At 59.5% G+C, this 21127-nt stretch carries 22 protein-coding genes; 12 read left to right on the top strand and 10 right to left on the bottom strand.

Translation table 11 applies throughout. The features are described 5' to 3' along the window. The first annotated feature begins 36 nt into the window (after positions 1–36). The 3 genes from NB311A_RS05515 (at position 37) to NB311A_RS22425 (ending at position 1792) form a co-directional block, all read left to right on the top strand. Positions 37–714 carry a DUF2161 domain-containing phosphodiesterase gene (locus tag NB311A_RS05515; RefSeq protein WP_009797475.1) on the top strand — a complete coding sequence of 226 codons (678 nt, stop codon included), beginning with the start codon at positions 37–39 and terminating at the stop codon, positions 712–714. A 254-nt stretch (positions 715–968) separates the two neighbouring features. Continuing rightward, positions 969–1268: a hypothetical protein gene (locus tag NB311A_RS05510; RefSeq protein ID WP_009797474.1), complete on the top strand. Its 300-nt coding sequence runs from the start codon at positions 969–971 to the stop codon at positions 1266–1268. A gap of 278 nt (positions 1269–1546) precedes the next feature. After that, a complete protein-coding gene (locus tag NB311A_RS22425) occupies positions 1547–1792 on the top strand; it encodes a DUF6719 family protein (protein WP_009797473.1) in 246 nt (81 codons plus the stop codon). A 111-nt stretch (positions 1793–1903) separates the two neighbouring features. Here the strand turns inward: NB311A_RS22425 and NB311A_RS05500 are convergent, their stop codons facing one another. Next, a complete protein-coding gene (locus tag NB311A_RS05500) occupies positions 1904–2425 on the bottom strand; it encodes a CreA family protein (RefSeq protein ID WP_009797472.1) in 522 nt (173 codons plus the stop codon). A gap of 223 nt (positions 2426–2648) precedes the next feature. On the opposite strand from NB311A_RS05500, the gene NB311A_RS05495 reads away from it, so the two are divergent. The 4 genes from NB311A_RS05495 to panC all read left to right on the top strand — a co-directional run bounded on the left by NB311A_RS05495 (position 2649) and on the right by panC (position 6769). Beyond that, positions 2649–4109: a L,D-transpeptidase gene (locus NB311A_RS05495; RefSeq protein WP_040674046.1), complete on the top strand. Its 1461-nt coding sequence runs from the start codon at positions 2649–2651 to the stop codon at positions 4107–4109. A 159-nt stretch (positions 4110–4268) separates the two neighbouring features. Then, complete coding sequence (locus NB311A_RS05490) at positions 4269–5207, top strand: polysaccharide deacetylase family protein (RefSeq protein ID WP_009797470.1); 939 nt, start codon at positions 4269–4271, stop codon at positions 5205–5207. 23 nt (positions 5208–5230) lie between these two features. Beyond that, entirely contained in the window at positions 5231–5785 is a 555-nt protein-coding gene (locus NB311A_RS05485) for a dihydrofolate reductase (protein ID WP_009797469.1), read from the top strand. A 132-nt stretch (positions 5786–5917) separates the two neighbouring features. Beyond that, the gene (gene panC, locus NB311A_RS05480) at positions 5918–6769 is read left to right on the top strand and encodes a pantoate--beta-alanine ligase (RefSeq protein WP_040674043.1); all 852 of its coding nucleotides are present in this window, start codon (positions 5918–5920) and stop codon (positions 6767–6769) included. 144 nt (positions 6770–6913) lie between these two features. Here the strand turns inward: panC and NB311A_RS05475 are convergent, their stop codons facing one another. From NB311A_RS05475 to NB311A_RS05455, 5 genes are all read right to left on the bottom strand, one after another. After that, the gene (locus tag NB311A_RS05475) at positions 6914–7351 is read right to left on the bottom strand and encodes a DUF1489 family protein (protein WP_009797466.1); all 438 of its coding nucleotides are present in this window, start codon (positions 7349–7351) and stop codon (positions 6914–6916) included. 21 nt (positions 7352–7372) lie between these two features. After that, positions 7373–8272 (bottom strand): hypothetical protein, encoded by a 900-nt coding sequence (locus NB311A_RS05470; RefSeq protein ID WP_009797465.1) that lies wholly within the window; start codon positions 8270–8272, stop codon positions 7373–7375. A gap of 157 nt (positions 8273–8429) precedes the next feature. Then, entirely contained in the window at positions 8430–8633 is a 204-nt protein-coding gene (locus NB311A_RS22420; protein ID WP_009797464.1) for a hypothetical protein, read from the bottom strand. A 259-nt stretch (positions 8634–8892) separates the two neighbouring features. Beyond that, on the bottom strand, positions 8893–9549 hold the full coding sequence (locus NB311A_RS05460) for a glutathione S-transferase family protein (RefSeq protein WP_009797463.1): 657 nt from the start codon (positions 9547–9549) through the stop codon (positions 8893–8895). Positions 9550–9619: 70 nt separating this feature from the next. Beyond that, positions 9620–10327 carry a hypothetical protein gene (locus NB311A_RS05455; RefSeq protein WP_245256931.1) on the bottom strand — a complete coding sequence of 236 codons (708 nt, stop codon included), beginning with the start codon at positions 10325–10327 and terminating at the stop codon, positions 9620–9622. Between the two features lie 114 nt (positions 10328–10441). Between NB311A_RS05455 and NB311A_RS05450 the strand changes: the two genes are divergently transcribed. Beyond that, positions 10442–10711, top strand: coding sequence for a DUF3253 domain-containing protein (locus NB311A_RS05450; RefSeq protein ID WP_009797461.1), 270 nt, complete (start codon positions 10442–10444; stop codon positions 10709–10711). A 12-nt stretch (positions 10712–10723) separates the two neighbouring features. On the opposite strand, the gene NB311A_RS05445 is transcribed toward NB311A_RS05450, so the two are convergent. Beyond that, entirely contained in the window at positions 10724–11524 is an 801-nt protein-coding gene (locus tag NB311A_RS05445; RefSeq protein WP_009797460.1) for a YdcF family protein, read from the bottom strand. A 271-nt stretch (positions 11525–11795) separates the two neighbouring features. Further along, a complete protein-coding gene (locus tag NB311A_RS05440) occupies positions 11796–12113 on the bottom strand; it encodes a DNA-binding transcriptional regulator (RefSeq protein WP_009797458.1) in 318 nt (105 codons plus the stop codon). Between the two features lie 280 nt (positions 12114–12393). On the opposite strand from NB311A_RS05440, the gene NB311A_RS05435 reads away from it, so the two are divergent. Then, the gene (locus tag NB311A_RS05435) at positions 12394–13683 is read left to right on the top strand and encodes a polysaccharide deacetylase family protein (protein ID WP_009797457.1); all 1290 of its coding nucleotides are present in this window, start codon (positions 12394–12396) and stop codon (positions 13681–13683) included. Positions 13684–13962: 279 nt separating this feature from the next. On the opposite strand, the gene NB311A_RS20040 is transcribed toward NB311A_RS05435, so the two are convergent. Continuing rightward, a complete protein-coding gene (locus NB311A_RS20040; protein WP_371256459.1) occupies positions 13963–14145 on the bottom strand; it encodes a hypothetical protein in 183 nt (60 codons plus the stop codon). Between the two features lie 292 nt (positions 14146–14437). Between NB311A_RS20040 and topA the strand changes: the two genes are divergently transcribed. The 3 genes from topA to NB311A_RS05415 are packed head-to-tail and all read left to right on the top strand — an operon-like array spanning position 14438 to position 19957. Beyond that, the gene (gene topA / locus NB311A_RS05425; RefSeq protein ID WP_009797455.1) at positions 14438–17170 is read left to right on the top strand and encodes a type I DNA topoisomerase; all 2733 of its coding nucleotides are present in this window, start codon (positions 14438–14440) and stop codon (positions 17168–17170) included. Between the two features lies 1 nt (position 17171). Then, positions 17172–19520 carry a ribonuclease R gene (gene rnr / locus NB311A_RS05420; RefSeq protein ID WP_009797454.1) on the top strand — a complete coding sequence of 783 codons (2349 nt, stop codon included), beginning with the start codon at positions 17172–17174 and terminating at the stop codon, positions 19518–19520. Beyond that, on the top strand, positions 19517–19957 hold the full coding sequence (locus NB311A_RS05415) for a DUF983 domain-containing protein (RefSeq protein WP_009797453.1): 441 nt from the start codon (positions 19517–19519) through the stop codon (positions 19955–19957). Before rnr ends, NB311A_RS05415 begins: the two co-directional genes overlap by 4 nt. Here NB311A_RS05415 and prfB read toward each other — a convergent pair. Next, positions 19958–21089, bottom strand: a protein-coding gene (prfB, locus tag NB311A_RS05410) for a peptide chain release factor 2 (protein ID WP_116394714.1) whose coding sequence is annotated in 2 segments (ribosomal slippage) — positions 19958–21019 and positions 21021–21089 — 1131 coding nt in all. Because the reading frame shifts where the segments join, the coding sequence is not laid out codon by codon here. Between the last annotated feature and the right edge of the window lie 38 nt (positions 21090–21127).

The raw sequence follows: 21127 nt of genomic DNA, 5'->3' as shown, positions 1-21127 counted from the left end.
TAAGCTCCGGCTATTGAGTCGGCCCGAGCGCGCAACGTGGAAACATCGCTCTATCTTCCGATCAAACGTCATCTCGAAAGCCTTGGTCTCACGGTTAAGGGCGAAGTCGGCGGCTGCGATCTGGTTGCGCTCAGCGGCGGCGAGCCGCCTGTCGTCGTGATCGGCGAGCTGAAGCTAAGCTTCAATCTGGAGCTTGTCCTGCAAGGCGTCGAGCGCGCCGGCGCATGCGATGAGGTCTGGCTTGCCGCCAGACTGTCGATGCGCGGCAAGGGACGCGAGAGCGACGCGCGCTATCGCAACCTGTGCCGGAGGCTCGGATTTGGAATGCTCGGGGTGACACACCACGGGAGCGTTGAAGTGCTGGTGGTCCCCTCCGCTGTCAGTCCGCGCCGCAACCCAAAGAAGCGCTCTCGCCTGGTCATGGAGCACCAACGCCGCAAGGGCGATCCCGTTGCCGGCGGCAGCACGCGGATACCGATCATGACAGCGTATCGCCAGCAGGCGCTGAGTTGTGCAGCCGCCATGGCTACAGGTCCATGCCGCGTGAGGGATCTCAGAATGGAAAATCCGGACGCCGGAAAGATCCTTCTTCACAATGTCTATGGATGGTTCGACCGCGTTGAGCGCGGAACTTATACCTTGACCGACGCCGGTAGGGACGCGCTGAAGCGATGGCCTCAGCCATCGTCCCAAACGATGCCGATCGCTGACTGATCCCACAGGTCACTACGACACCATGCAGGGATTTGAGCAAAGGCGCGGCTGCATGCCGCTTTGTGCTCGACTTGGCAATGTGCAAGGCGCGTCAAAATGCATAGCTGTTTTGCCGCTCCGGATCCCGTATGAGACACAGAACCGAGTCTCCTGAAGCAGGAAGAGTCTGTCGTACTTTCTGCTTCCTGGGTGGTGTTGAGGTGCTTCACGTCACGTTTTCATGGGCCAAGTTTGCGCAACCATTGAGGCGAACGATGAGCGAAGGTTGGAATACAAAATATGGCATCCGGCGGGTTCGCCGCGACCCACCGACGTTGGAGGAGGCCATTTTCGCGGCCACCGGGATTACCGACGATCTCAACTCGCAGGCGGAGATTGCGGCATCGCTGATGGGAATGCCGTTCGATATTGTTCACGCCGAGGTCAAGAAGGCCGCTCGCGCTGTGACGCGGTCACCTATGACGCGCCTGATTGCGGGTGAGCAAGGCGCATTGCGCTCGGTCGTAGTCGAGCGCCGCGTGGTCCGCAGATTTGCCAACGACAAGCGACTCTAACGCAAGTCGGAATTGCGGCAGCCGCAAGAGTGCTATTCTTCTGAGGGAATCGCCTGAAGATGCGCTAGAGTCTGTTTTTCAACTGCGTTGAATCAGACCCGTCGCTTATCTTTATTGTTTGGGCATGATCTTTCCGAAAACCGGCTTCCACTTTTCGGGGTCATGCTCTAACTCCGGATTGATGTGAGTACTCTTGCGACGGCCCTTGCTGGCGTCTTCACAGCGTTGAAAATCGCGTTACGAAAAATGCGGACTGTCGTTGCTATGAAGGATGCCGGATGCCGGAAAATCGCGATCTGCTTTTCTTGATAGTTGGTGCCTTGATTCTTTCGGCGTCCGCCGCATACGCTTCGCAAGTTATGCGAGAGAGCGACATCGTCGGTCCGCGACTTGGCGAACGCATTCTTGTCGACGATGGATCCTGTCCAGCAGGGCAGATCAAGGAAATCTCCGGCACGAAACTGACCCCGGCGGGCGTCGTTCCGACACGCAAGTGCATATCGCGGATACGCTCAAAGCGGTGAATGCATACCACAGTCGTGGTTCGGAACACCTGCCTCCGAGCAGGCCTCCGATCCTTTCTGATTGAGCATGATCTTATCCGAAAACCGGTCTGCGTTTTTCGGGATCATGTTCTAATCGGAAATGAAATCTCCGCATTTTTGCACGCTTGTATCCGAGGGACCCCATGGCATGATAGGCACCGAAGACGTCGAATTCTGTGGTGAGCCCTCGATCACTCGATCGGAATAAACCATATAGACCAGCACATTTCGTTTCGCGTCGCAGCCCCGTACGATTTGCATTTTCTTGAAAAGCAGCGAGCGCCGCTGCCGGAACATGTCTTCGCCCTGTTTCATCTTGTCCTTGAAACGAATCGGTCCCATCTGGCGGCAGGATAGCGAAATATCCGAGACTTCCTCTGCCACTCCCAGCCACCCCTTGATGCCGCCCTTCTCGGGTACCGTGAAATGGCACGCAACGCCCTCGATCTCAGGATCATCGACGCCATAGGTCGCAAGCTTGTCATTCGGTGTCAGCAGCTTGAAAACCGTCGAGCGACGAAAGATCAGGTCGGGCTCGTCCGCTGCATGGGCGTAAGTTCCGGTGAGCACCGCCATCGTAAGGATGATGAGGGCCAAAAGGGTCCGAGCCATTTGGCGCGTCTCATCCTCAATCTGAGCTCGAAATGTCATCAGTTAGCTCCGTTTGCTGCGTTCCGGCCTATGTAGGTTCTTCAAGTTCCCGAGAAAAGATACTGATCATCCAGCGAGCCGAGAATTAGATTCGTGTGAAGGATTTTGCATTATGAAGAGTAAGCTAGTCGGGGAACCGACGCATAGCGGTTGGAAATGATCTGAAACGCTAAAGGATGAAGGCGTGAGTGAATATTGGCCCCTCCCGCGCGCGGTATGGCGTTATTTGTTGTCCGCCGGCTTTTCCTCGGTTCGCGCGGGCACCTGTCCTTGCCCGGCACGCCTCGGGATTGGACTCGTGATCGTTATCCTGATCGGATTCGGATCACCCGCGCACAGCCAGGGGTTCTGGCAGAATGACTATCCGGACTTTTATATCGAAGAACCTCCCCAGCCGCCCGTTACGAGGCCGCAGTCGCATGGAGCCAAACATCGCCGGCTCTCAAAGCCAGAATCGACGGCCAAAGTCACGCGGAAGCCAAATGGCCCGATCATCATTGCCGTTTCAATCCGGCGGCAAACGCTCAAGGTCTATGACGCCAACGGGCTTTTCGCCGAAACACCGGTCTCGACCGGAATGCGTGGCCACTCCACGCCAATGGGTGTTTTCAGCGTCATTCAAAAGCGAAAATGGCATCGCTCGAACATCTACAGCGACGCGCCAATGCCTTACATGCAACGCATCACATGGTCCGGCATCGCGATGCACGCGGGTGTGCTTCCAGGCTATCCCGCGTCGCATGGATGTATCCGAATGCCCTTGGACTTTGCAGTGAAGATGTGGAACTGGACCAGGATCGGCGCTCGAGTCATCATTACGCCCGGCGAGGTGACGCCCGCTCATTTTTCGCACCCGCTGCTGACAACCAGCCGGCCCGAGCCCGCGCCGGCCGAGGTGAGAGCCTCCGACGCCAGCGGCGCGATGCCGCCAGTCCAGGTTTCATCGATTGCACCCAAATTGCCTGTCACCGGTGAGTCCATCACGGTAACGCCCCAGACCGCCGCCGAGCCGGTCAAGGCCGATGCGGGCAAAGCGCGGGACGCCGAGGTTACGGTAACGGCGGCGGTCAAGGCTGGTGGAGATACAACGGCCTCGTCCCCGGCCGGAACCCAGACAATGCCGGACGATCAAGCGCAGTCTCCTCCGGCGAGGGCTGAAGAAGCCGGACCTATGGCGATCCCCGCCCTGAAGCGCAGCGCTCGTATCGCGGTCTTTGTCAGCGGTAAGGACAACAAGATCTATGTTCGGCAGAATTTTCTGCCGATCCTTGATGCTCCCATCACGATTGCCGCGAGCGATCGGCCCCTGGGAACACACGTTTTCACTGCGGAGGCCGTCAAGGGCGGCAAGGCCGATTTCCGATGGTCGGTGGTGTCGCTGCCGGCGCTGTCGCATCGCGCCGATCGAGTTCACGGTCGCAAAAGCCGATCTGGCGGGCAAACGAACGCGCTCGACATAGCGGCCCGACCGGCTCCCGTTCCGGATAGCGCTGCCGACGCGTTGAACCGTATCTCCTTACCAGAGAACGTCATGACGAAAATCGCCGCTGCCCTTTCAACAGGAGACTCCATCGTTGTCTCCGATCAAGGTATTGCAGGCGGTGAAACCGGGGAAGGCACCGATTTCATCGTCCGGCTGCGATGAAATGGAGGTGCAGCTGCTTCCGGGTTCGGCCCGGCGATATTGCTTTCCGGCGGAAGCAGCCCAACTGGGGATAAACGCCGTTTCCGTGAAAGGATGTCCGTGGCTGCGCTAGAATGACGATGCGGCGACTCAACCGCGAGACCTCTGGGGGTGATCGAGATGCGCATGGCGACTGGGCTGATCCTAGCAGGTGCGGTTTCGTTGTGTGCGATCACGGTCGCCTGGTCGCAGACGCCCGCGCCCAGGGGAACTCAGAATGTTGCCACGGCCACCGCTCCGGTTCCCGCGCGGGTAAAGCGCGCGCAGGTCGCCTGTAACGGAAGCCCCGATGCACTCGGTGTTGCGCGCGTGGTCCAAATCGATACGACCGGCGGTCCGGGTTTCGGCTTCGAGCATTTCAAGCAACTCGACTTTCTGCGAGACAAGGAAGTGGTGTTGACGTTCGACGATGGTCCATGGCCCGGAAATACGCCTGCCGTGCTGAAGGCGCTTGCCGATCAATGTACCACCGGCATCTTTTTCTCGATCGGCAAGCACGCGACATATCATCCCGAGATCTTGCGACAGGTCCTGGCTTCCGGGCACACGGTCGGCGCACACACTTGGTCGCATGCCAATCTCAACAACAAGAAGCTGTCCGAGGCGCAGCGCAAGGATGAGATCGAGAAAGGATTCAGCGCCGTCAAATGGGCGCTCGAAACTGCGCCTGCTCCGTTTTTCCGTTTTCCGGCACTGCAGCATCCGCCGGAGATGGTGACCTACCTCGGCGAACGAAATATCGCGATCTTTTCCTGCGACGTCGACTCATTCGACTTCAGGTCGCACAAGGCCCAACAGGTGGTCGACAACATCTTCAAGAAGCTCGACAAGGTCGGCAAGGGTATCATTCTGATGCACGATTTTCAGAAACATACCGCCGAGGCGCTACCGGAGATTCTACGCAGGCTGAAAGCCGGTGGATACAAGGTCGTGCAGATGAAGGCCAAGGCGCCGGTCGAAACACTTGCGCAATATGACGATGAACTGAAGAAGGACACCAAGCTGCCGACCGTGAGTTCCCGACCGGTCAACAGCGTCGTCCAGACGATTTCCGAATAGTCCGCGGCGATCCGGAACGCAAAATGCTTCGTGTCGAAGGTTACGTTATCGTGTCGGCTGACGGAATGCTTGCCGACGCCAACCGAGTGATACCCAAGGCGCTGAAATTCAAGGGCGACCTCGAATTCTTCACGTCAGGACTAGATAGCGCGGCTGTCGTCGTTCACGGGCGCAATTCGTTTGAGGATCAGCCCAACTCTCCGCTTCGCAAAAGGATCATACTCACCCATCGCGTCGCCGGCCTCGAACGTGATCCCGAAAACGAAAAGGCGATCTTATGGAATCCCGCCGGCGCGTCATTCGATGAGGCCTGCGCCCATGCCGGAGTGCGCGCCGGAACGGCCGCGATCATCGGTGGACCTTTAGTTTTCGAAATGTTTCTCGATCGTTATGATACGTTCTGGCTGTCGGAAGCTCCGCACGTGAGATTGCCAGGAGGCGAAGGCTGCTTTCCTGGCGTTCCTGATAGTTCTCCGCAAGCCGTGTTGGAGGCACATGGACTTCAGCCTCGCGAGGTCCGGATGCTCGATGCGGAAAACGACGTTTGCGTTACAGCATGGCGCCGCCCACAGGGCTAGCATCGCACGCCGTCGCCATCTCAATCGCTCGAAATCCGGCTGCGTTTGATGGCGATGCCGGATCGAGCCTGATAAGGTCCGCTTTTCGCGGCAGCAAAGCGCGCGCCCTGAGATCCATTCGCCGAACAGCAAATGCCAACCGCCCCCGCCGTCGTCCGCACGCCTTCCTCGCTGCGCCTCGCCTTGAAGCGCCTGCGGGCGCGGCGAGCCACCATTGCCCTGGTGCCGACCATGGGTGCGCTTCACGAAGGACATTTGGCGCTGTTGCGTCAGGCAAAGCGGCGCGCATCCAGGATTGTTGTTTCGATCTTCGTCAACCCGACCCAGTTCGCGCCGCATGAAGATTTCGGATCGTACCCGCGAACCTGGAAGGCCGACCTGGCCAAACTCGCCGATGCAAAGGTCGACCTGGTATGGCATCCGGACGTCAGAACAATGTATCCGCAGGACTTCGCAACGCGGATATTGACTGAAGGACCGGCCACGGCGGGTCTTGAAGATCGTTTCCGGCCGCATTTTTTCGGTGGCGTCACGACTGTAGTCGGCAAGCTGTTCATCCAATGCCGGCCCGATATTGCCCTGTTTGGTCAGAAGGATTACCAACAACTCAAGGTTGTGACGAGAATGGCGGCCGATCTCGATCTCGGCGTGAAAATTATCGGAATTCCGATCGTGCGCGAACGAGACGGGCTCGCGATGTCGTCACGTAACATCTACCTGTCGATCGAGCAGCGCGCCGTTGCGCCGACGCTCTATCGCACCATGAAGAAAGCGGCTGAGCAGTTGCGGAATGGCAAGGATCTCGAGGCCGTCATGGCCGATGCGGCGGAAACGATTGAGGACGCGGGCTTCTCGCTGGATTATTTCGAAGCTCGCCACGCCGAGACGCTGTCACCAATCCACTCGATAAAGGATGGTCCAGTCAGGCTCCTGGTCGCGGCGAAAATTGGGACCACCCGTTTGATCGATAATATCGGCGTTTAGAATCTTCCACTTCTAAATCAGAAGCGGGCTCTATGATTTTGATTTAATGCGTTTTCTGTCCGCGAACCGGTATCCATCCCCGGGTCAAGCCGAGGACATGCTTCGCTCGAAAAGGCTCTCGTCCACCCGCCCGCTTGTTCCGGCCTACAGCAACCCCAGATCGCGCAGCTCGCGGCGCAGCGCCTCAGGCATCGCCGCGACGCTCGCGGAGTTGTTGCCGAGGTCGGGAGGAGCATCCGCATCCGATAGATAGCGCCACCCCTGAAACGGGCGCATTGGGCGCGGCCTGACCGCGACCACCTCCGGCTCCATGACCAAACGGCATCGACCGACGCCCTCCCCGTCGCGAAACGGCTCGATGCCGATCAGCTTTTCCCGCGCCGCGATTTCGCCCTTGATGACCCAATAAAGCGAACCGCCCGCGAGCAATTCTTCGCCGCGTTTCGGTGTCATCCGCGTGACATGGATATGATGGGGCGGCAGTCCTTTCCGGATCGCCTGCTTCATGCGCTCGGCGATCCAGCTCTTGAGCTCATTTATGGATTCGCAGCCCACAGCAAGTTTGACGAGGTTCAGATGCATGTCAGCGATTGGGGCGATACGTCAGTTCTGCGCTGATGGCGCGGGCGTAAGACGAACGGGCGGCGCCGTGTGTGGTTTCGGTGCAGGCGGCTTTTTCGCGGCCGGCCGCGGCTTCGGAACCGTTTGCGCGGCCGCCGCTGTACCTGTCGCCGGCTCGGGCGTCATGATATTAACCGGCGGAATGGATGCGGCGGTCGGATAGTCGATGGTCGTCGGCTTGCCGGTGGGCTCCGATGCGAGCGCCGGCGTCGGCGGCGTATCGGGTTCGGCGGTCTGCGTCATTGCCGCTGCCCCGTTCCAGGATGATGCGTAACGCGTCACCAGCTTCTCGTAGAGCTCTTCCTCCATGTTCGCTGCGATCCGGCTGTGATCAGTCAGCGACTGAAAAGCAGGACAGTTTGATGGCTGGCAATGATCGCGCGCAACCAGCACATGGGCTACCAGACCATAACGGTCACGCTCGATCGCCCGCCGCAGCGCCTCCAATTCCGGCGACATGGCGCTATTGGCGGTAGCGACGTCGCCGAACGATTTTAGTCTGCTGATTTCCGAAGCGACATAGGAAACAGCGGCCGCCGCCGCATCGGGCATACCGAACAGCGCCTTCTCGCATGCGCTTTCAACCAATTCGCCAGCCAGCCCATCGATACAGGACAACGCGGGCATCGCAACGTTCGCCGGTGCGTGCCGGTTCTTCGAATCCAACCGCCCTCCGTCCGAGTCGAAGCCGCGAAGCGAAACAGCCGCCGCAACTCCGATAGCCAGCAACGTGACGATCGCCAAAACGCCGTTTGCAACCGACTTTTCGGCACGAATGAGCGTCAGAAACAAAATGAACGCGAAGAAAACCGCCGCGGCGAGCGTCAGCCCCGTGGGGAATGCCGGCGAACGCCAGAATTGATCGAGTGATGTCCAGTTCATGCTCGATGCCCTTATGCCGAACCGTGGGGCCGGCATAAACAATCGGCGAACGACAATGCGGCCCCGCTACTCCATGATCCGGGAATACGGCAAAATCGGCCCGAATCGATCCATTGCGGAGGTTTCTGGGCAAACTAGCTCAATGGTGCCGTTGTTTTCAGCAAGCGGCGAGCTGACTTTCCTTTGCGACGCGTTCGAAAGCCTCGGCTGAGTTTTTGATCCTGTACTGAAAGTCGTCGCCATCAGTGGGAAGCTGCCGGATCACTTCGTAAGTGCCGCTCGCAGCCGGCCGGGCCACGTTGCTCGCCGTGAAAATGACTGTTTCTCCAACGAGAAATTTATGCTTCAACGCCTTCTCCATCGATGCCAATACTGACCCTTCCGCGCTACAGCGCGTGCAGCCGGTCAGGATTTTTGGGCTGCTATAGCACGCAGCCGAGGCGCTTGGCGAGTCAAAACGACACGGCGAAATGGCCAATTTCGCAGATTTTCCAGTAACGTAAATGCATTGAGGTTGTTACCCGAAGGAGTTCGCGAGTCAGGGTTGTGGGCGCGGTCTGCCGTCCGGTGACGGTAAACTGACGGGCCGGCCGGCGGTTGGGCCTTGCGTGGACGCGAACTCAATCGATCTCGAATTTCTCGATCACCAGGGTTTCTGCGAGCCCCTCCTCGGTCCACTGGCGAAAGGCAGGCAGCGCCATCATCGCATCCATGTATTCCCGCACCGGGGGGAACACATCGATCGCATAGGTCCGGAAACGATGGATTATCGGTGCATACATGGCATCGGCCGCACCGAAAGTTCCAAACAGGAACGGCCCGGCCTTCGCGGCTCTCTGACGGCAATTTGTCCAAAGCTCCTGGATACGGGCGATGTCGGCGCGGGCATTGTCGGAAAGTGGCTTTGCGCGTATCGGCCGATGCAAGTTCATTCCGCATTCGCGGCGTAACGCCGAAAAGCCGGAATGCATTTCCGCCGAGATCGACCGTGCGTGCGCGCGGCTGGCGGGGGTTTCCGGCCACAAACCTGCCTCCGGAAACCGTTCGGCGACATACTCAATAATCGCAAGCGAATCCCAAATGGTCACCTCGCCATCGATCAGTGCCGGAACTTTGCCGGCGGGGGTTATATCGAGGATGCGCTGTTTGTCGGCTTGGTTTGTGTAGAGGGGAATGAATCGCTCTTCAAAGGCGATACCGCTGGCCTTGAGCGCCAGCCAGGGCCGCATCGACCATGACGAATAATTCTTATTCCCGATCACGAGCGCCAGCGTCATGAATTCTGCTCCTGCATCGGCAAACCACGCACGCCGCCGAACCACGCCATAGGCGCCACAGTCCTTGCGTTTAGCTGCCCGAGAAATCGCGCGGCGTGAAGCTGAGATCAAGGACCTTCCACTGGTCGTATTTGTCTGGCGGAAACATTGCGTAAGGCTGACACGCCATCAGCGCCTTGATCGCGCCCTTCATCAAGGCAAGCCCTTTCGCCGACGCGCTGGCCTCGATCAAGGCAGGCGGCGCGGCGATTGTCCCATCGATGGTGAACGGCACGCGCAGCACGATGCGAATATTGTCGCTTGGCGAGACCGACGCGGGCATTTTCGAACAGGTTTTGAAATGACGCCGGAACTGCGCGGTGTCCATCGCCGAAATATCCGCCCTGATGGCTTCCGCGGCGCCGCTGTCGTCGTCGGTTTGACTCGCCGGAAAGCCAAGCAGAACCCCATATTTCGAGCTGATATCTGGTTCGGGCGCATCGGACGATGGCGGCGGAATCTCGGCAGCCTTGGTATCTGCTTGCGGTTTATTGTCCGGACTATCAAAGCTATCAGGCGGGTTAGTTTGCGACGGTTTCGGAAGATCCTCCTTTGCGGGAGAATGAATCTCCTTCGACGAAACGATATCGACCGCCATCAGCCGCGGCGGAACGTCGTCGAACGGGGGCGCCTCGGCCAAGAAGAGGCTGGCTGCCAAAGCCATGTGAGCGGCAATAGACGCAGCGGCGGAGCGTATGAACACCTGCGATTTCATCGTTCCGCCAGTCGCACTACCCATGCCGCCATCATAACGAGCGATCTTGGTTCCGTGTGCAATGATTTCGAGTGAGTCCCCATACTACCGGAGGATCGCTCTTGCAGAGCATCCGTCATTGCGACATGGCATTGATCCATGACCACGCAAGATTCGCATTCGACGCTCCGCCTTGAAGATGACATTCTGAAGGTCTTGACGCGCGACGTTACCAGAACGCTGAGCGCGCCGGAGCTTGCGCAGGCAATTGCCGCGGAATCTGACTGGCGCAATCTGATGATGCCGATCCGGCGCGCGGCGGTGGCGCTGGCTCAATCCGGACGTCTCGTGATTTATCGCAGAGGCAAGCCGGCCGATCCCCTGGACTTTCGCGGGGTATACAGGGTGGGCTTACCGCGATTGGACTGAACGCCTCATTATTTATCGCCGCGGTCCTGGAAAGAGTGCGTCGCTGCGGCCCGCCATCCAGTGCGCCAGCAGGCCGACCCATTCGTGGACGGCGATATCGGCGCAGGCAAGACCCGTTGTCAGCCTGTTGAAGGGCCTCCACGCGTCGATCCAGCCCCGCGTGCGCCAGTCGACCGGATAGGGTTCGACCTCGAAGCCCGCCTTGCGAAACACGCCGATCGACCGCGGCATGTGATAGGCCGATGTCACCAGCAACCAGCGCTCGCCGGGTTTCGGAGCGACCAGTTCCCGACTGAAGCGTGCGTTTTCATAAGTGGTCCGCGACTCGTTTTCGAGAACAATTCTTTCCGGCGTAATCCCAAAACGTTCGAACAGAGAACCAGCAATCGGCGCCTCCCGGGCGGAGCCTTCGGTCAGTTGACCGCTTCCCCCGCTGTAGACAACACGTGCCTCGGGAAAACGCTGCGCCAGTTCAAGCCCACCGATGACCCGCTCCGCCGCCCCATCGATCTCCACTGTTTGTCGAGCGACGGAGAGCGGCGGCTGGATCGACCCGCCGAGGATGATGATGCCGTCGGGGGCGCGGCCGTCAAAATGCCACGGCGGAAACCGTTCAGATAACGTCAACAGCAACACGTTGCTGAGCGGCGAATAGCCGAAGATCAGGAGCGCGGCGATTCCCGCCGTCAGCAAGCCGAGGCCCGTGCGACGCCATCTTATCGCAGTCAGGCAAAGACCAAGGCCGCATGCGAGTGCGATCGCGTTGGACGGAAATGCGACGAAGCCCAGGATTTTGGACAACACGAAGAACATGTCATCGGCCGGCGAGCAGAGGAAGTTCGAATCCATGCGTGATCTTCCGGCCGAAATCAACGGCGGCGGTCATCGCACGTCCGGAGAGTTAGAGCCTTTTTCCGATTCTGATTGAACCAGAAGCGGGACTCGAAATCTCGATGTTCGACGACAGCTCGAATTTAAGCACCTGCTTCACGAGACGCGCATAAGGTCCGCTCGCGAAATTTCAGGGTCCAATCCGATTGCCGGAATGTGTGCGTCATTGCCTTCCAGCACCGCGCACGCACGTTCAGTCGATATGACCATCGAGAGCGGCGAACACGGTTTCGGGCGCATGTGCAACGACTGCGAGAAGCGCGCGCGCGGGTCCGCGCGGTATCCGCTTGCCCTGCTCCCAGTTGCGAATGGTTTCAACGGGAACGCCCAGCCGCGCGGCGAACTCGACCTGGGTTAGCCGCGCCCGCCGACGCAGGCTTCTGACTTCAGGCACCAAGGCCGGCGCAACATTCGAAGCGGCGCCCATATGAGTGGAAGGTGAAAGCGGAAACTCTTTCCCATCGCGGATTTCCACGATCCGGCCGTCAGCTTTCAAACGCAAACGCTGCATTACCCCTCCGACTGACATAGATCCTCCGCGATGTGCGTTAAGGTCCGATGAACAGGAGGGGGACCTGTGTTCACCAATAGACTATACTCAACACAGCGATACACGCGTAAACATGCGCGTAAACGATTACCGCGTCGGGCACGTCGTACCGGGCCGAAAAGGACGGACGAGCATGTGAACGCCGACAATAATCCTGAACACCGTCCGCTAATGAGTTAAGGCTGCATTCATCGGCGGCCCGTAGTTTCGGCCGGAATGGATGGTGCGAAGGTGTTCTCGAATGGCAGGGATATCAAAAGGACTCCGGCGGAGGCTCCGGTGGATTCTTTGGCTCGGTCTGCTCGCCGCCACGCTTGAGTTTCCGGCTTTCCCAGCTCTGGCCGGCGATTGCCCTGGCAATCCCAATGCCCTCGGAACTTCTCGGACGCTGGTCGTGGACCCTCGGGAACATCCACGTATCGGCACCATGCAGTATCAGGAAACTTTGCCGCTTCGCGACCACGAAGTGGTGCTGACCTTCGATGACGGCCCGTTGCCGCCCCACAGCCTCCAGGTTCTCGATATCCTCGCTCATGAGTGCGTAAAGGCGACCTTCTTCACGGTCGGACGGATGGCGCGCGACTATCCGCAATATCTCCGCCGAGTGCTTGCGGCCGGACATTCCATCGGCACGCATTCGCAGAATCATCTGCTCAGCATGAATCGGATGCCGATCGAACGCGCTCGACAGGAAATTGACGACGGGATTGCTTCGGCGGCAGTGGCATTGGGCGATCCTGCGGCTGTGGCCCCATTCATGCGGATTCCCGGTCTCTTGCGGGCGAAGGGCGTCGAGGATTATTTGGCTTCGAATGGCATTCAACTCTGGAGTGCCGATTTCCCGGCTGACGACTGGCGGCACGTCTCAGCCGAGCGCGTCTATCAACTCGCAATCAGCCGCATCGAAGCCAAGGGCAAAGGTATTTTGCTATTACACGATATCCAGGCGCGGACAGTAGCTGCGCTTCCTAGGATCCTCCGAACTTTGAAGGAGCGGGGCTACCGCATCGTTCACGTCGTGCCGACCATGCCGAACCGGCCGAAGACGGCCACGGAACCGCAAAATTGGCGGATGCATTCTGCGCCGGCCACTGTCGCGATCCCGCATGCGCCGGAGGTGCCGGCTTTCAGCTTTGCCGATGCCGGCGCCCTCCCTGCTCCGGCAATCTCCAGCTCGCGCTTGAATCAAGGACAGCTCCTTCTTTTGCCGGAGGTTTTCGACCGGTCTCAGCGCTTCGTTCGCGAAGCCGTACCACTGTTGCAGGGAAAAGCCGCTTGGCCGCCTCAATCGACGGCCGCTATCGACAACGTCACCGGCAGGTTTCCACTCCCCGCACGGAATTTTTTTGCGATCCAGGAGAAGCCCGCAGTGCCGCTCCGCGCGGCTCTTCCTCTACCGCAGCAAATCCAGCCAGCGGATGGGACGCGTCATTCTATTGATGACAACCTGCAATCGATCTCGATCGATGCAAGCGCTGCGAAACGCGCCATTCCGGGAAGCCAACCGGCGTTACGACCTGCTTTTCATTAAAGTCCTTCACCGCCTCACAGAAACGGGGAAAGACTTTGGCCTTCTGATTTGGCGCGTTTTCTTCACGCGATCCGGATTCCATCCTCGAGCCAGGACCGAGGACCAGCTTCGCTAGAGTCTGTTTCAACTGCGTTGAATCAGACTTGTCGCTCATCTTCTTGTTTGAGCATGATCTTTTCCGAAAGCCGGTTTCCACTTTTCGGGATCATGCTCCGGAAGCGCCATGAAGCTCTTTCTGGGCTCGGGCCTGACGTGTGGCACCCGGATCGTGCCGTCTTGTCAGCCTTGATCTCGCGCGGCACTGAGTCGGACAATATCTTCAGCCTCCATCTGCGCCATATCGAGCAGAAAGCAGAGGGTGTCCAGCCCATGACGCCGCGCAATCAGCGCCAGATTGGCAACCGCACCAGCCAGATAGCGCGCGGCTTCGTTCGGACCACCGTCGCCGGCGGGTTCGCCCAAGCGCGACTCGTGATCGCTAGATTTCTCGCTCCGGTTTGGTCGTCCCATCATCCCCCGAGAACCCTTCTCATCATGCCAGGGCGGAACTACATCGAGCGCCCCTAACCTTGCACGATAAAACAACCATAGATTTATATTCTATGTCGAATACAATTTCTAGATGTAAACGGGCTGAGGGGTTTCACATAAGTCTATTTGACTTCGCGCCATGCTGCACCCATGTTCGCCCCGAAACAGCCGGAGCGTCTCTCGCGAATCGGTTTGAAATTTATCAATAAGATATTGGAATAACATGAATATCGTCATTGTTGAGTCGCCCGCAAAGGCGAAGACGATCAACAAGTATCTGGGAGCTTCCTATGAGGTGCTAGCGTCTTTCGGCCACGTTCGGGACCTTCCGGCCAAAAATGGATCCGTTGATCCTGATGCTAATTTCCAGATGATTTGGGAAGTTGACCCGAAGGCCGCCGGCCGACTCAATGACATCGCCAAATCGCTCAAGGGGGCCGACAAGCTCATTCTCGCCACCGACCCTGATCGCGAAGGCGAAGCGATCTCCTGGCATGTGCTCGAAGTACTCAAACAGAAGCGCGCGCTGAAGGACCAGAAGATCGAGCGCGTCGTCTTCAACGCCATCACCAAGCAAGCCGTGACCGAAGCCATGAAGAGTCCGCGCCAGATCGACGGCGCGCTGGTGGATGCCTACATGGCGCGCCGTGCGCTCGACTATCTGGTCGGATTTACACTTTCTCCGGTACTGTGGCGCAAGCTGCCCGGCGCCCGATCGGCCGGCCGCGTTCAATCGGTTGCTCTGCGCCTGGTTTGCGACCGTGAACTCGAGATCGAGAAATTCGTTCCGCGCGAATACTGGTCGCTGGTGGCGACACTCGCCACACCCCGTGGCGAAACCTTCGAAGCACGATTGGTCGGGGCGGACGGCAAGAAAATCCAACGGCTTGACATCGGAAGCGGCGCCGAGGCCGACGAGTTCAGGAAGGCGATCGAGGCAGCGAACTTCACCGTATCGACGGTCGAAGCCAAACCGGCGCGACGTAATCCCCAGGCGCCCTTCACCACTTCGACGTTGCAGCAGGAGGCCAGCCGCAAGCTCGGCTTCGCACCGGCGCATACGATGCGGATCGCGCAACGCCTCTATGAGGGCATAGACGTTGGCGGCGAGACCACGGGCCTCATCACGTACATGCGAACGGATGGCGTGCAGATCGATGGCTCGGCGATCACGCAAGCGCGCAAGGTCATTGGCGAGGATTATGGCAACGCCTACGTGCCGGACGCACCTCGCCAGTATCAGACTAAGGCCAAGAACGCTCAGGAGGCCCACGAGGCGATCCGGCCGACCGACCTGTCACGCCGGCCGTCGGATATGAAGCGGCGTCTCGATGCCGATCAGGCCAGGCTTTATGAGCTGATCTGGATCCGAACCATCGCCAGCCAAATGGAATCAGCAGAGCTGGAGCGGACCACGGTAGATATTGCGGCCCGGGCCGGGGCGCGCACGCTGGAGTTGCGCGCCAGCGGTCAGGTCATCAAGTTCGATGGCTTCCTGGCGCTTTATCAGGAAGGCCGCGACGATGAGGAAGACGAGGACGGCCGTCGCCTTCCCGCCATGAGCGAAGGCGAAGCGTTGAAGCGCGAAGACCTCAGCGTTACCCAGCACTTCACGGAACCGCCGCCGCGCTTCTCGGAAGCCTCACTGGTCAAGCGCATGGAGGAGCTCGGTATCGGCCGGCCTTCGACCTACGCTTCGATCCTGCAGGTGCTCAAGGATCGCGGCTACGTCAAACTCGAGAAAAAGCGGCTCTATGGCGAAGACAAGGGCCGCGTCGTCATCGCATTCCTGGAGAACTTCTTCGCGCGCTATGTCGAGTACGACTTCACCGCCAATCTCGAGGAACAGCTCGATCGCATTTCGAACAACGAAATATCGTGGCAGCAGGTCCTGAAGGATTTCTGGGACGACTTCATCGGCGTGGTCAATGAAATCAAGGATGTCCGCGTTTCCGAAGTGCTTGATGTGCTCGATAACATGCTTGGGCCGCACATCTATGCGCCGCGCGAAGATGGCGGCGATCCGCGCCAGTGCCCCACCTGCGGAACCGGACGACTGAACCTCAAGGCCGGAAAGTTCGGCGCCTTCGTCGGTTGCTCCAACTATCCGGATTGCCGCTATACCCGTCCCCTCGCCGCCGACGGCGACGCCGGCGGAGACCGTGTTCTCGGAAAGGATCCGGAGAGCGGCCTCGATGTCGCGGTCAAGTCGGGCCGCTTCGGACCTTACATCCAGCTCGGCGAGGCTACCGACTACGCAGAGGGCGAAAAGCCGAAGCGCGCGGGAATCCCGAAAAATACGTCGCCCGCCGACATGGAGTTGGACCTAGCCGTGAAGCTGCTTTCGCTTCCGCGTGAGATTGGCAAGCATCCGGAGACCGGCGCACCGATCACGGCAGGCATCGGCCGCTTCGGCCCGTTCGTCCGGCATGAGAAAACCTATGCGAGTCTTGAAGCCGGCGACGAGGTGTTCGACATCGGCCTCAACCGCGCCGTGACCCTGATCGCGGAGAAAGTTGCCAAGGGACCGAGCCGGCGCTTTGGCGCTGATCCCGGCAAGCCCCTCGGCGATCATCCGACACTAGGCCCCGTGGCCGTGAAAAGCGGACGTTATGGCGCTTATGTCGCGGCAGGCGGCATCAACGCCACAATTCCCAGCGACAAGACGCAGGACACCATTACGCTGCCGGAGGCCATTGCGCTGATCGACGAGCGCGCAGCCAAGGGCGGCGGCAAGCCGAAACGTGCGGCGAAGAAAGCCAAGCCCGCGCAAACTGAAAAGGCCGGCAAAACCGGCGCGGCAGCAAAAAAGCCGGCCAAGAAGGCAGCTTCGAAACAGGCCTCTACAAAGCTGAAGTCTGACGCTGTGAGCAAAGCGCGTGGTTCGATCGCTGCGGCCAAGCCGCCGCTCAACGTGAAGCCGCCCGCAAAAAAGAGCGCTGGCAAGAACGGCTGACGTGAGCAAACCCAGCGCCAGGAATTTTCCGGACCGTGAGACCATCGTCGCTTTTATCCGCGCGCATCCCGGCCGGGCCGGGACGCGCGAGATCGCCCACGAATTCGGCTTGAAGAACGCCGATCGCGTCGCGTTGAAGAAAATCCTGCGCGATCTCGCGGACGACGGCACCATCGTCAAACGAGGCCGCAAGCTGCGTCAGGCGGAAACGCTGCCGCCGACGCTGATGGCGGACATCACCGGACGCGACAGCGACGGCGAACTGTTGGCGACGCCCACCGAGTGGGACGAGGAAGCAGGCACCCCTCCGAAAATCCGCATTCACGTTCCGCGCCGCGCAAAGCCCGGCACCGTGGCCGGCGTCGGCGACCGTGCGCTGCTGCGCATCGAAGCGATCGAGCCCGACCAATCCGAACGCTATAGCGCTCGCGTCATCAGAGTGATCGATCACACCCGCGCGCGTGTGCTCGGCATCTATCGCGCCTTGCCCCAAGGCGGCGGCCGCCTCGTTCCGGTCGACAAGAAGCAGGCGGGGCGTGAATTGAACATCGCGAAAGCCGACAGCGCGGACGCGGAGGACGGCGATCTCGTCAGTGTCGAACTGGTGCGAACCCGCGGTTTCGGACTTGATTCCGCCAAGGTGAAGGAGCGGCTTGGTTCGCTCGCAACCGAAAAGGCCGTCAGCCTGATCGCGATCCACGCTCATGACATCCCTCAAGCGTTCTCGTCGGCCGCGCTACGCGAGGCAGACGCTGCGAAGCTCGCAACTCTGCGAGGCCGTGAAGACTGGCGCTCGCTGCCACTCGTCACCATCGATCCGCCCGATGCGAAGGATCACGACGACGCGGTTCACGCTGCGCCGGACGACGATCCAAACAACAAAGGCGGCGCGATCGTCACCGTCGCCATTGCCGACGTCGCTTATTATGTGCGGGCTGAATCGGCGCTGGATCATGAGGCGCTGACGCGCGGGAATTCGGTTTATTTCCCTGACCGCGTGGTCCCGATGCTGCCGGAGCGCATTTCTAATGACCTCTGCTCCCTGATTCCGGGCAAAGTGCGAGGCGCGCTTGCGGTACGCATGGTGATCGGCTCCGACGGACGCAAACGTTCGCATACTTTTCATCGCATCCTGATGCGCTCGGCGGCGAAGCTGAACTACGCGCAGGTACAAGCCGCCATCGACGGCAACCCCGATGACATCACCGGCCCCCTACTCGAACCAATTTTGAAACCGCTCTACGCTGCCTATGCACTTGTGAAGCGGGCGCGCGATGAGCGCGATCCGCTCGACCTTGAACTACCCGAGCGCAAGATTTTGCTGAAGAAGGACGGAACGGTCGATCGTGTGATCGTGCCGGACCGGCTCGAGGCGCATCGGCTGATCGAGGAATTCATGATCCTCGCAAACGTCGCCGCAGCCGAGATGCTGGAGAAGAAAGAGCTGCCGCTGATCTATCGTGTTCACGACGAACCGACGGTTGAAAAGGTTCACAACCTTCGCGAATTCCTGAGAACGCTCGATGTTTCCTTCGCCAAAAGCGGCACACTGAGGCCTGAGCTTTTCAATCGGGTGCTCGGTCAGGTGAAAGGCCATGACTCGGAATCGCTGGTGAACGAAGTCGTTCTTCGTTCACAGGCACAGGCTGAATATTCGGCGGAGAACTATGGCCACTTCGGCCTCAACCTGCGGCGCTACGCGCATTTCACGTCCCCGATCAGGCGATACGCAGATCTGATCGTGCACCGCGCCCTCATACGGGCGCTCGGCCTTGGCGACGGCGCATTGCCGGATTCCGACAACGCCGAGACGCTGGCTGAAATTGCGGCGCGTATTTCCGTCACCGAGCGTCGCGCCATGAAGGCGGAACGCGAGACCGCCGATCGCCTGATCGCGCATTTCCTTGCCGATCGCATCGGAAATATCTTCGAGGGCAGGATTTCGGGAGTGACCCGCGCCGGCCTTTTTGTAAAACTGACCGACACCGGCGCCGATGGTCTGATCCCGATCCGCTCGTTGGGCACGGAATACTTCAAATATGACGAGGCCCGCCATGCTCTCGTGGGCACACGCAGCGGTTCCACGCACAAGCTGGGTGACGTGGTCGAGGTTCGTCTGGTAGAAGCTATACCCTTGTCTGGCGCTTTGCGTTTCGAACTGTTGTCCGGAGTTCAGGCAGGGTCGCGCTCCCTCCGCGCACGCGGTGGACGGAAAGCAAAGACAAAGCGGAGTCAGAACGCACGCCATCCTGAAGTTGATTTGAAGGTCCATCCGGGCCGCAAACCGCGCGAGACGTCGCGCAAGCCGGGCAGGAGCAAGGCCGGCAAACCGAAGAAGGGCAAATCATGACGGCGCTTCCTCCCGATACCGCGAGCACAGCCGCTAAAACCTGGACCCGGGAAGGCGAAAAGCGCAACGCCTGGGCCGCGGTGAGACGCGGCTTTTTCTGCCGCTGCCCAAGATGCGGCGAAGGCAAGCTTTTTCGTTCCTTTCTGAAAACCGCCGACAAGTGCTCGGAGTGCGGACTCGACTTTACCCCGCACCGCGCCGACGACCTGCCTGCCTATCTCGTCATCGTCGTCGTCGGCCACATCGTAGTGCCGCTGGCGCTGATGATCGAGAAAGAGTTTGCGCCGCCGCTGGTCGTTCAATGGGCGATCTATCTGCCGGTGACCTTGCTCATGGCGCTATGGCTCATTCAGCCTATCAAAGGCGGGGTGGTCGGTCTCCAATGGGCCCTTCGTATGCATGGTTTTGACGAGAATTTCGTCGACGACCATGTCTGATCACTCGACGTCTTCGACGGCGCCGGGCGTGGTGCCAAAGGCTCTCTGGGCCAGTGTCGCCGCCATGAATTCGTCGAGGTCGCCATCGAGTACGCCCGAAGTGTCCGACGTTTGCACTCCGGTTCGGAGGTCCTTCACCATCTGGTAGGGCTGCAAGACGTACGATCTGATCTGGTGGCCCCAGCCGATCTCGGTCTTGGCAGCCTGATCAGCGGCTGCCTGTTCTTCCCGCTTCTTGAGTTCGATCTCGTAGAGCCTTGCCCGCAGCATGTCCCAGGCTTGCGCGCGATTCTTGTGCTGCGAACGCCCGGCCTGACAAACCACCGCGACCCCGGTCGGGATGTGTGTCAGCCGCACCGCCGATTCGGTTTTGTTGACATGCTGACCACCCGCTCCACCGGAACGCATGGTATCGGTGCGGACATCCGATTCCTTGATGTCGATCTTGATGCTGTCGTCCACAACCGGGAAAATCGCTACGCTGGAAAACGACGTATGGCGTCGTGCATTGGAATCAAACGGTGAGATTCTCACGAGACGATGCACGCCTGCCTCGGTCTTGAGCCAGCCGTAGGCGTTGTGGCCGCTGATCTGAACCGTCGCTGATTTGATACCAGCCTCTTCGCCGGGAGTTTCTTCGAGATACTCGACCTTGAAACCACGCTTTTCCGCCCAACGTGCATACATGCGCAGAAGCATCTGCGCCCAGTCCTGGCTTTCGGTTCCGCCCGCGCCGGCATGAACCTCGAGATAAGTATCGAAGCGATCCGCCTCTCCCGAAAGCAAAGCCTCCAGCTCGCGGCGGGCAACCTCTTTTCTAAGGGTCTTCAGTGCGTTTTCGGATTCGGTAATGACGGCCTGATCATTCTCGGCCTCGCCGAGTTCGATCATGCCGATCTGGTCCTCCAGCTCCCGCTCGACCTTGCCGATACCGGTCAGCGAATCCTCCAGGGACGTTCGCTCCTGCATCAGTTTCTGAGCCTTCTGGGGATCGTTCCAGAGGTCTGGATCTTCGGCGAGCTTGTTCAGCTCCGCCAGACGCGCCGTCGATGTTTCGATGTCAAAGATGCCTCCTCAGCAGCCCGACTGACTGCTTGATCTCTTCGACAAGTCTTTCGATTTCAGCGCGCATGGCTTTTTCTGCGGCCCCACATTATCAACGACGGTTGG

This window comes from Nitrobacter sp. Nb-311A, assembly GCF_000152905.1.
In the GTDB taxonomy this organism is placed as follows: Bacteria; Pseudomonadota; Alphaproteobacteria; order Rhizobiales; family Xanthobacteraceae; genus Nitrobacter.
The sequence above is the reverse complement of the archived record's forward strand: the minus strand, read 5'-3'. Positions and strand labels throughout refer to the sequence as shown.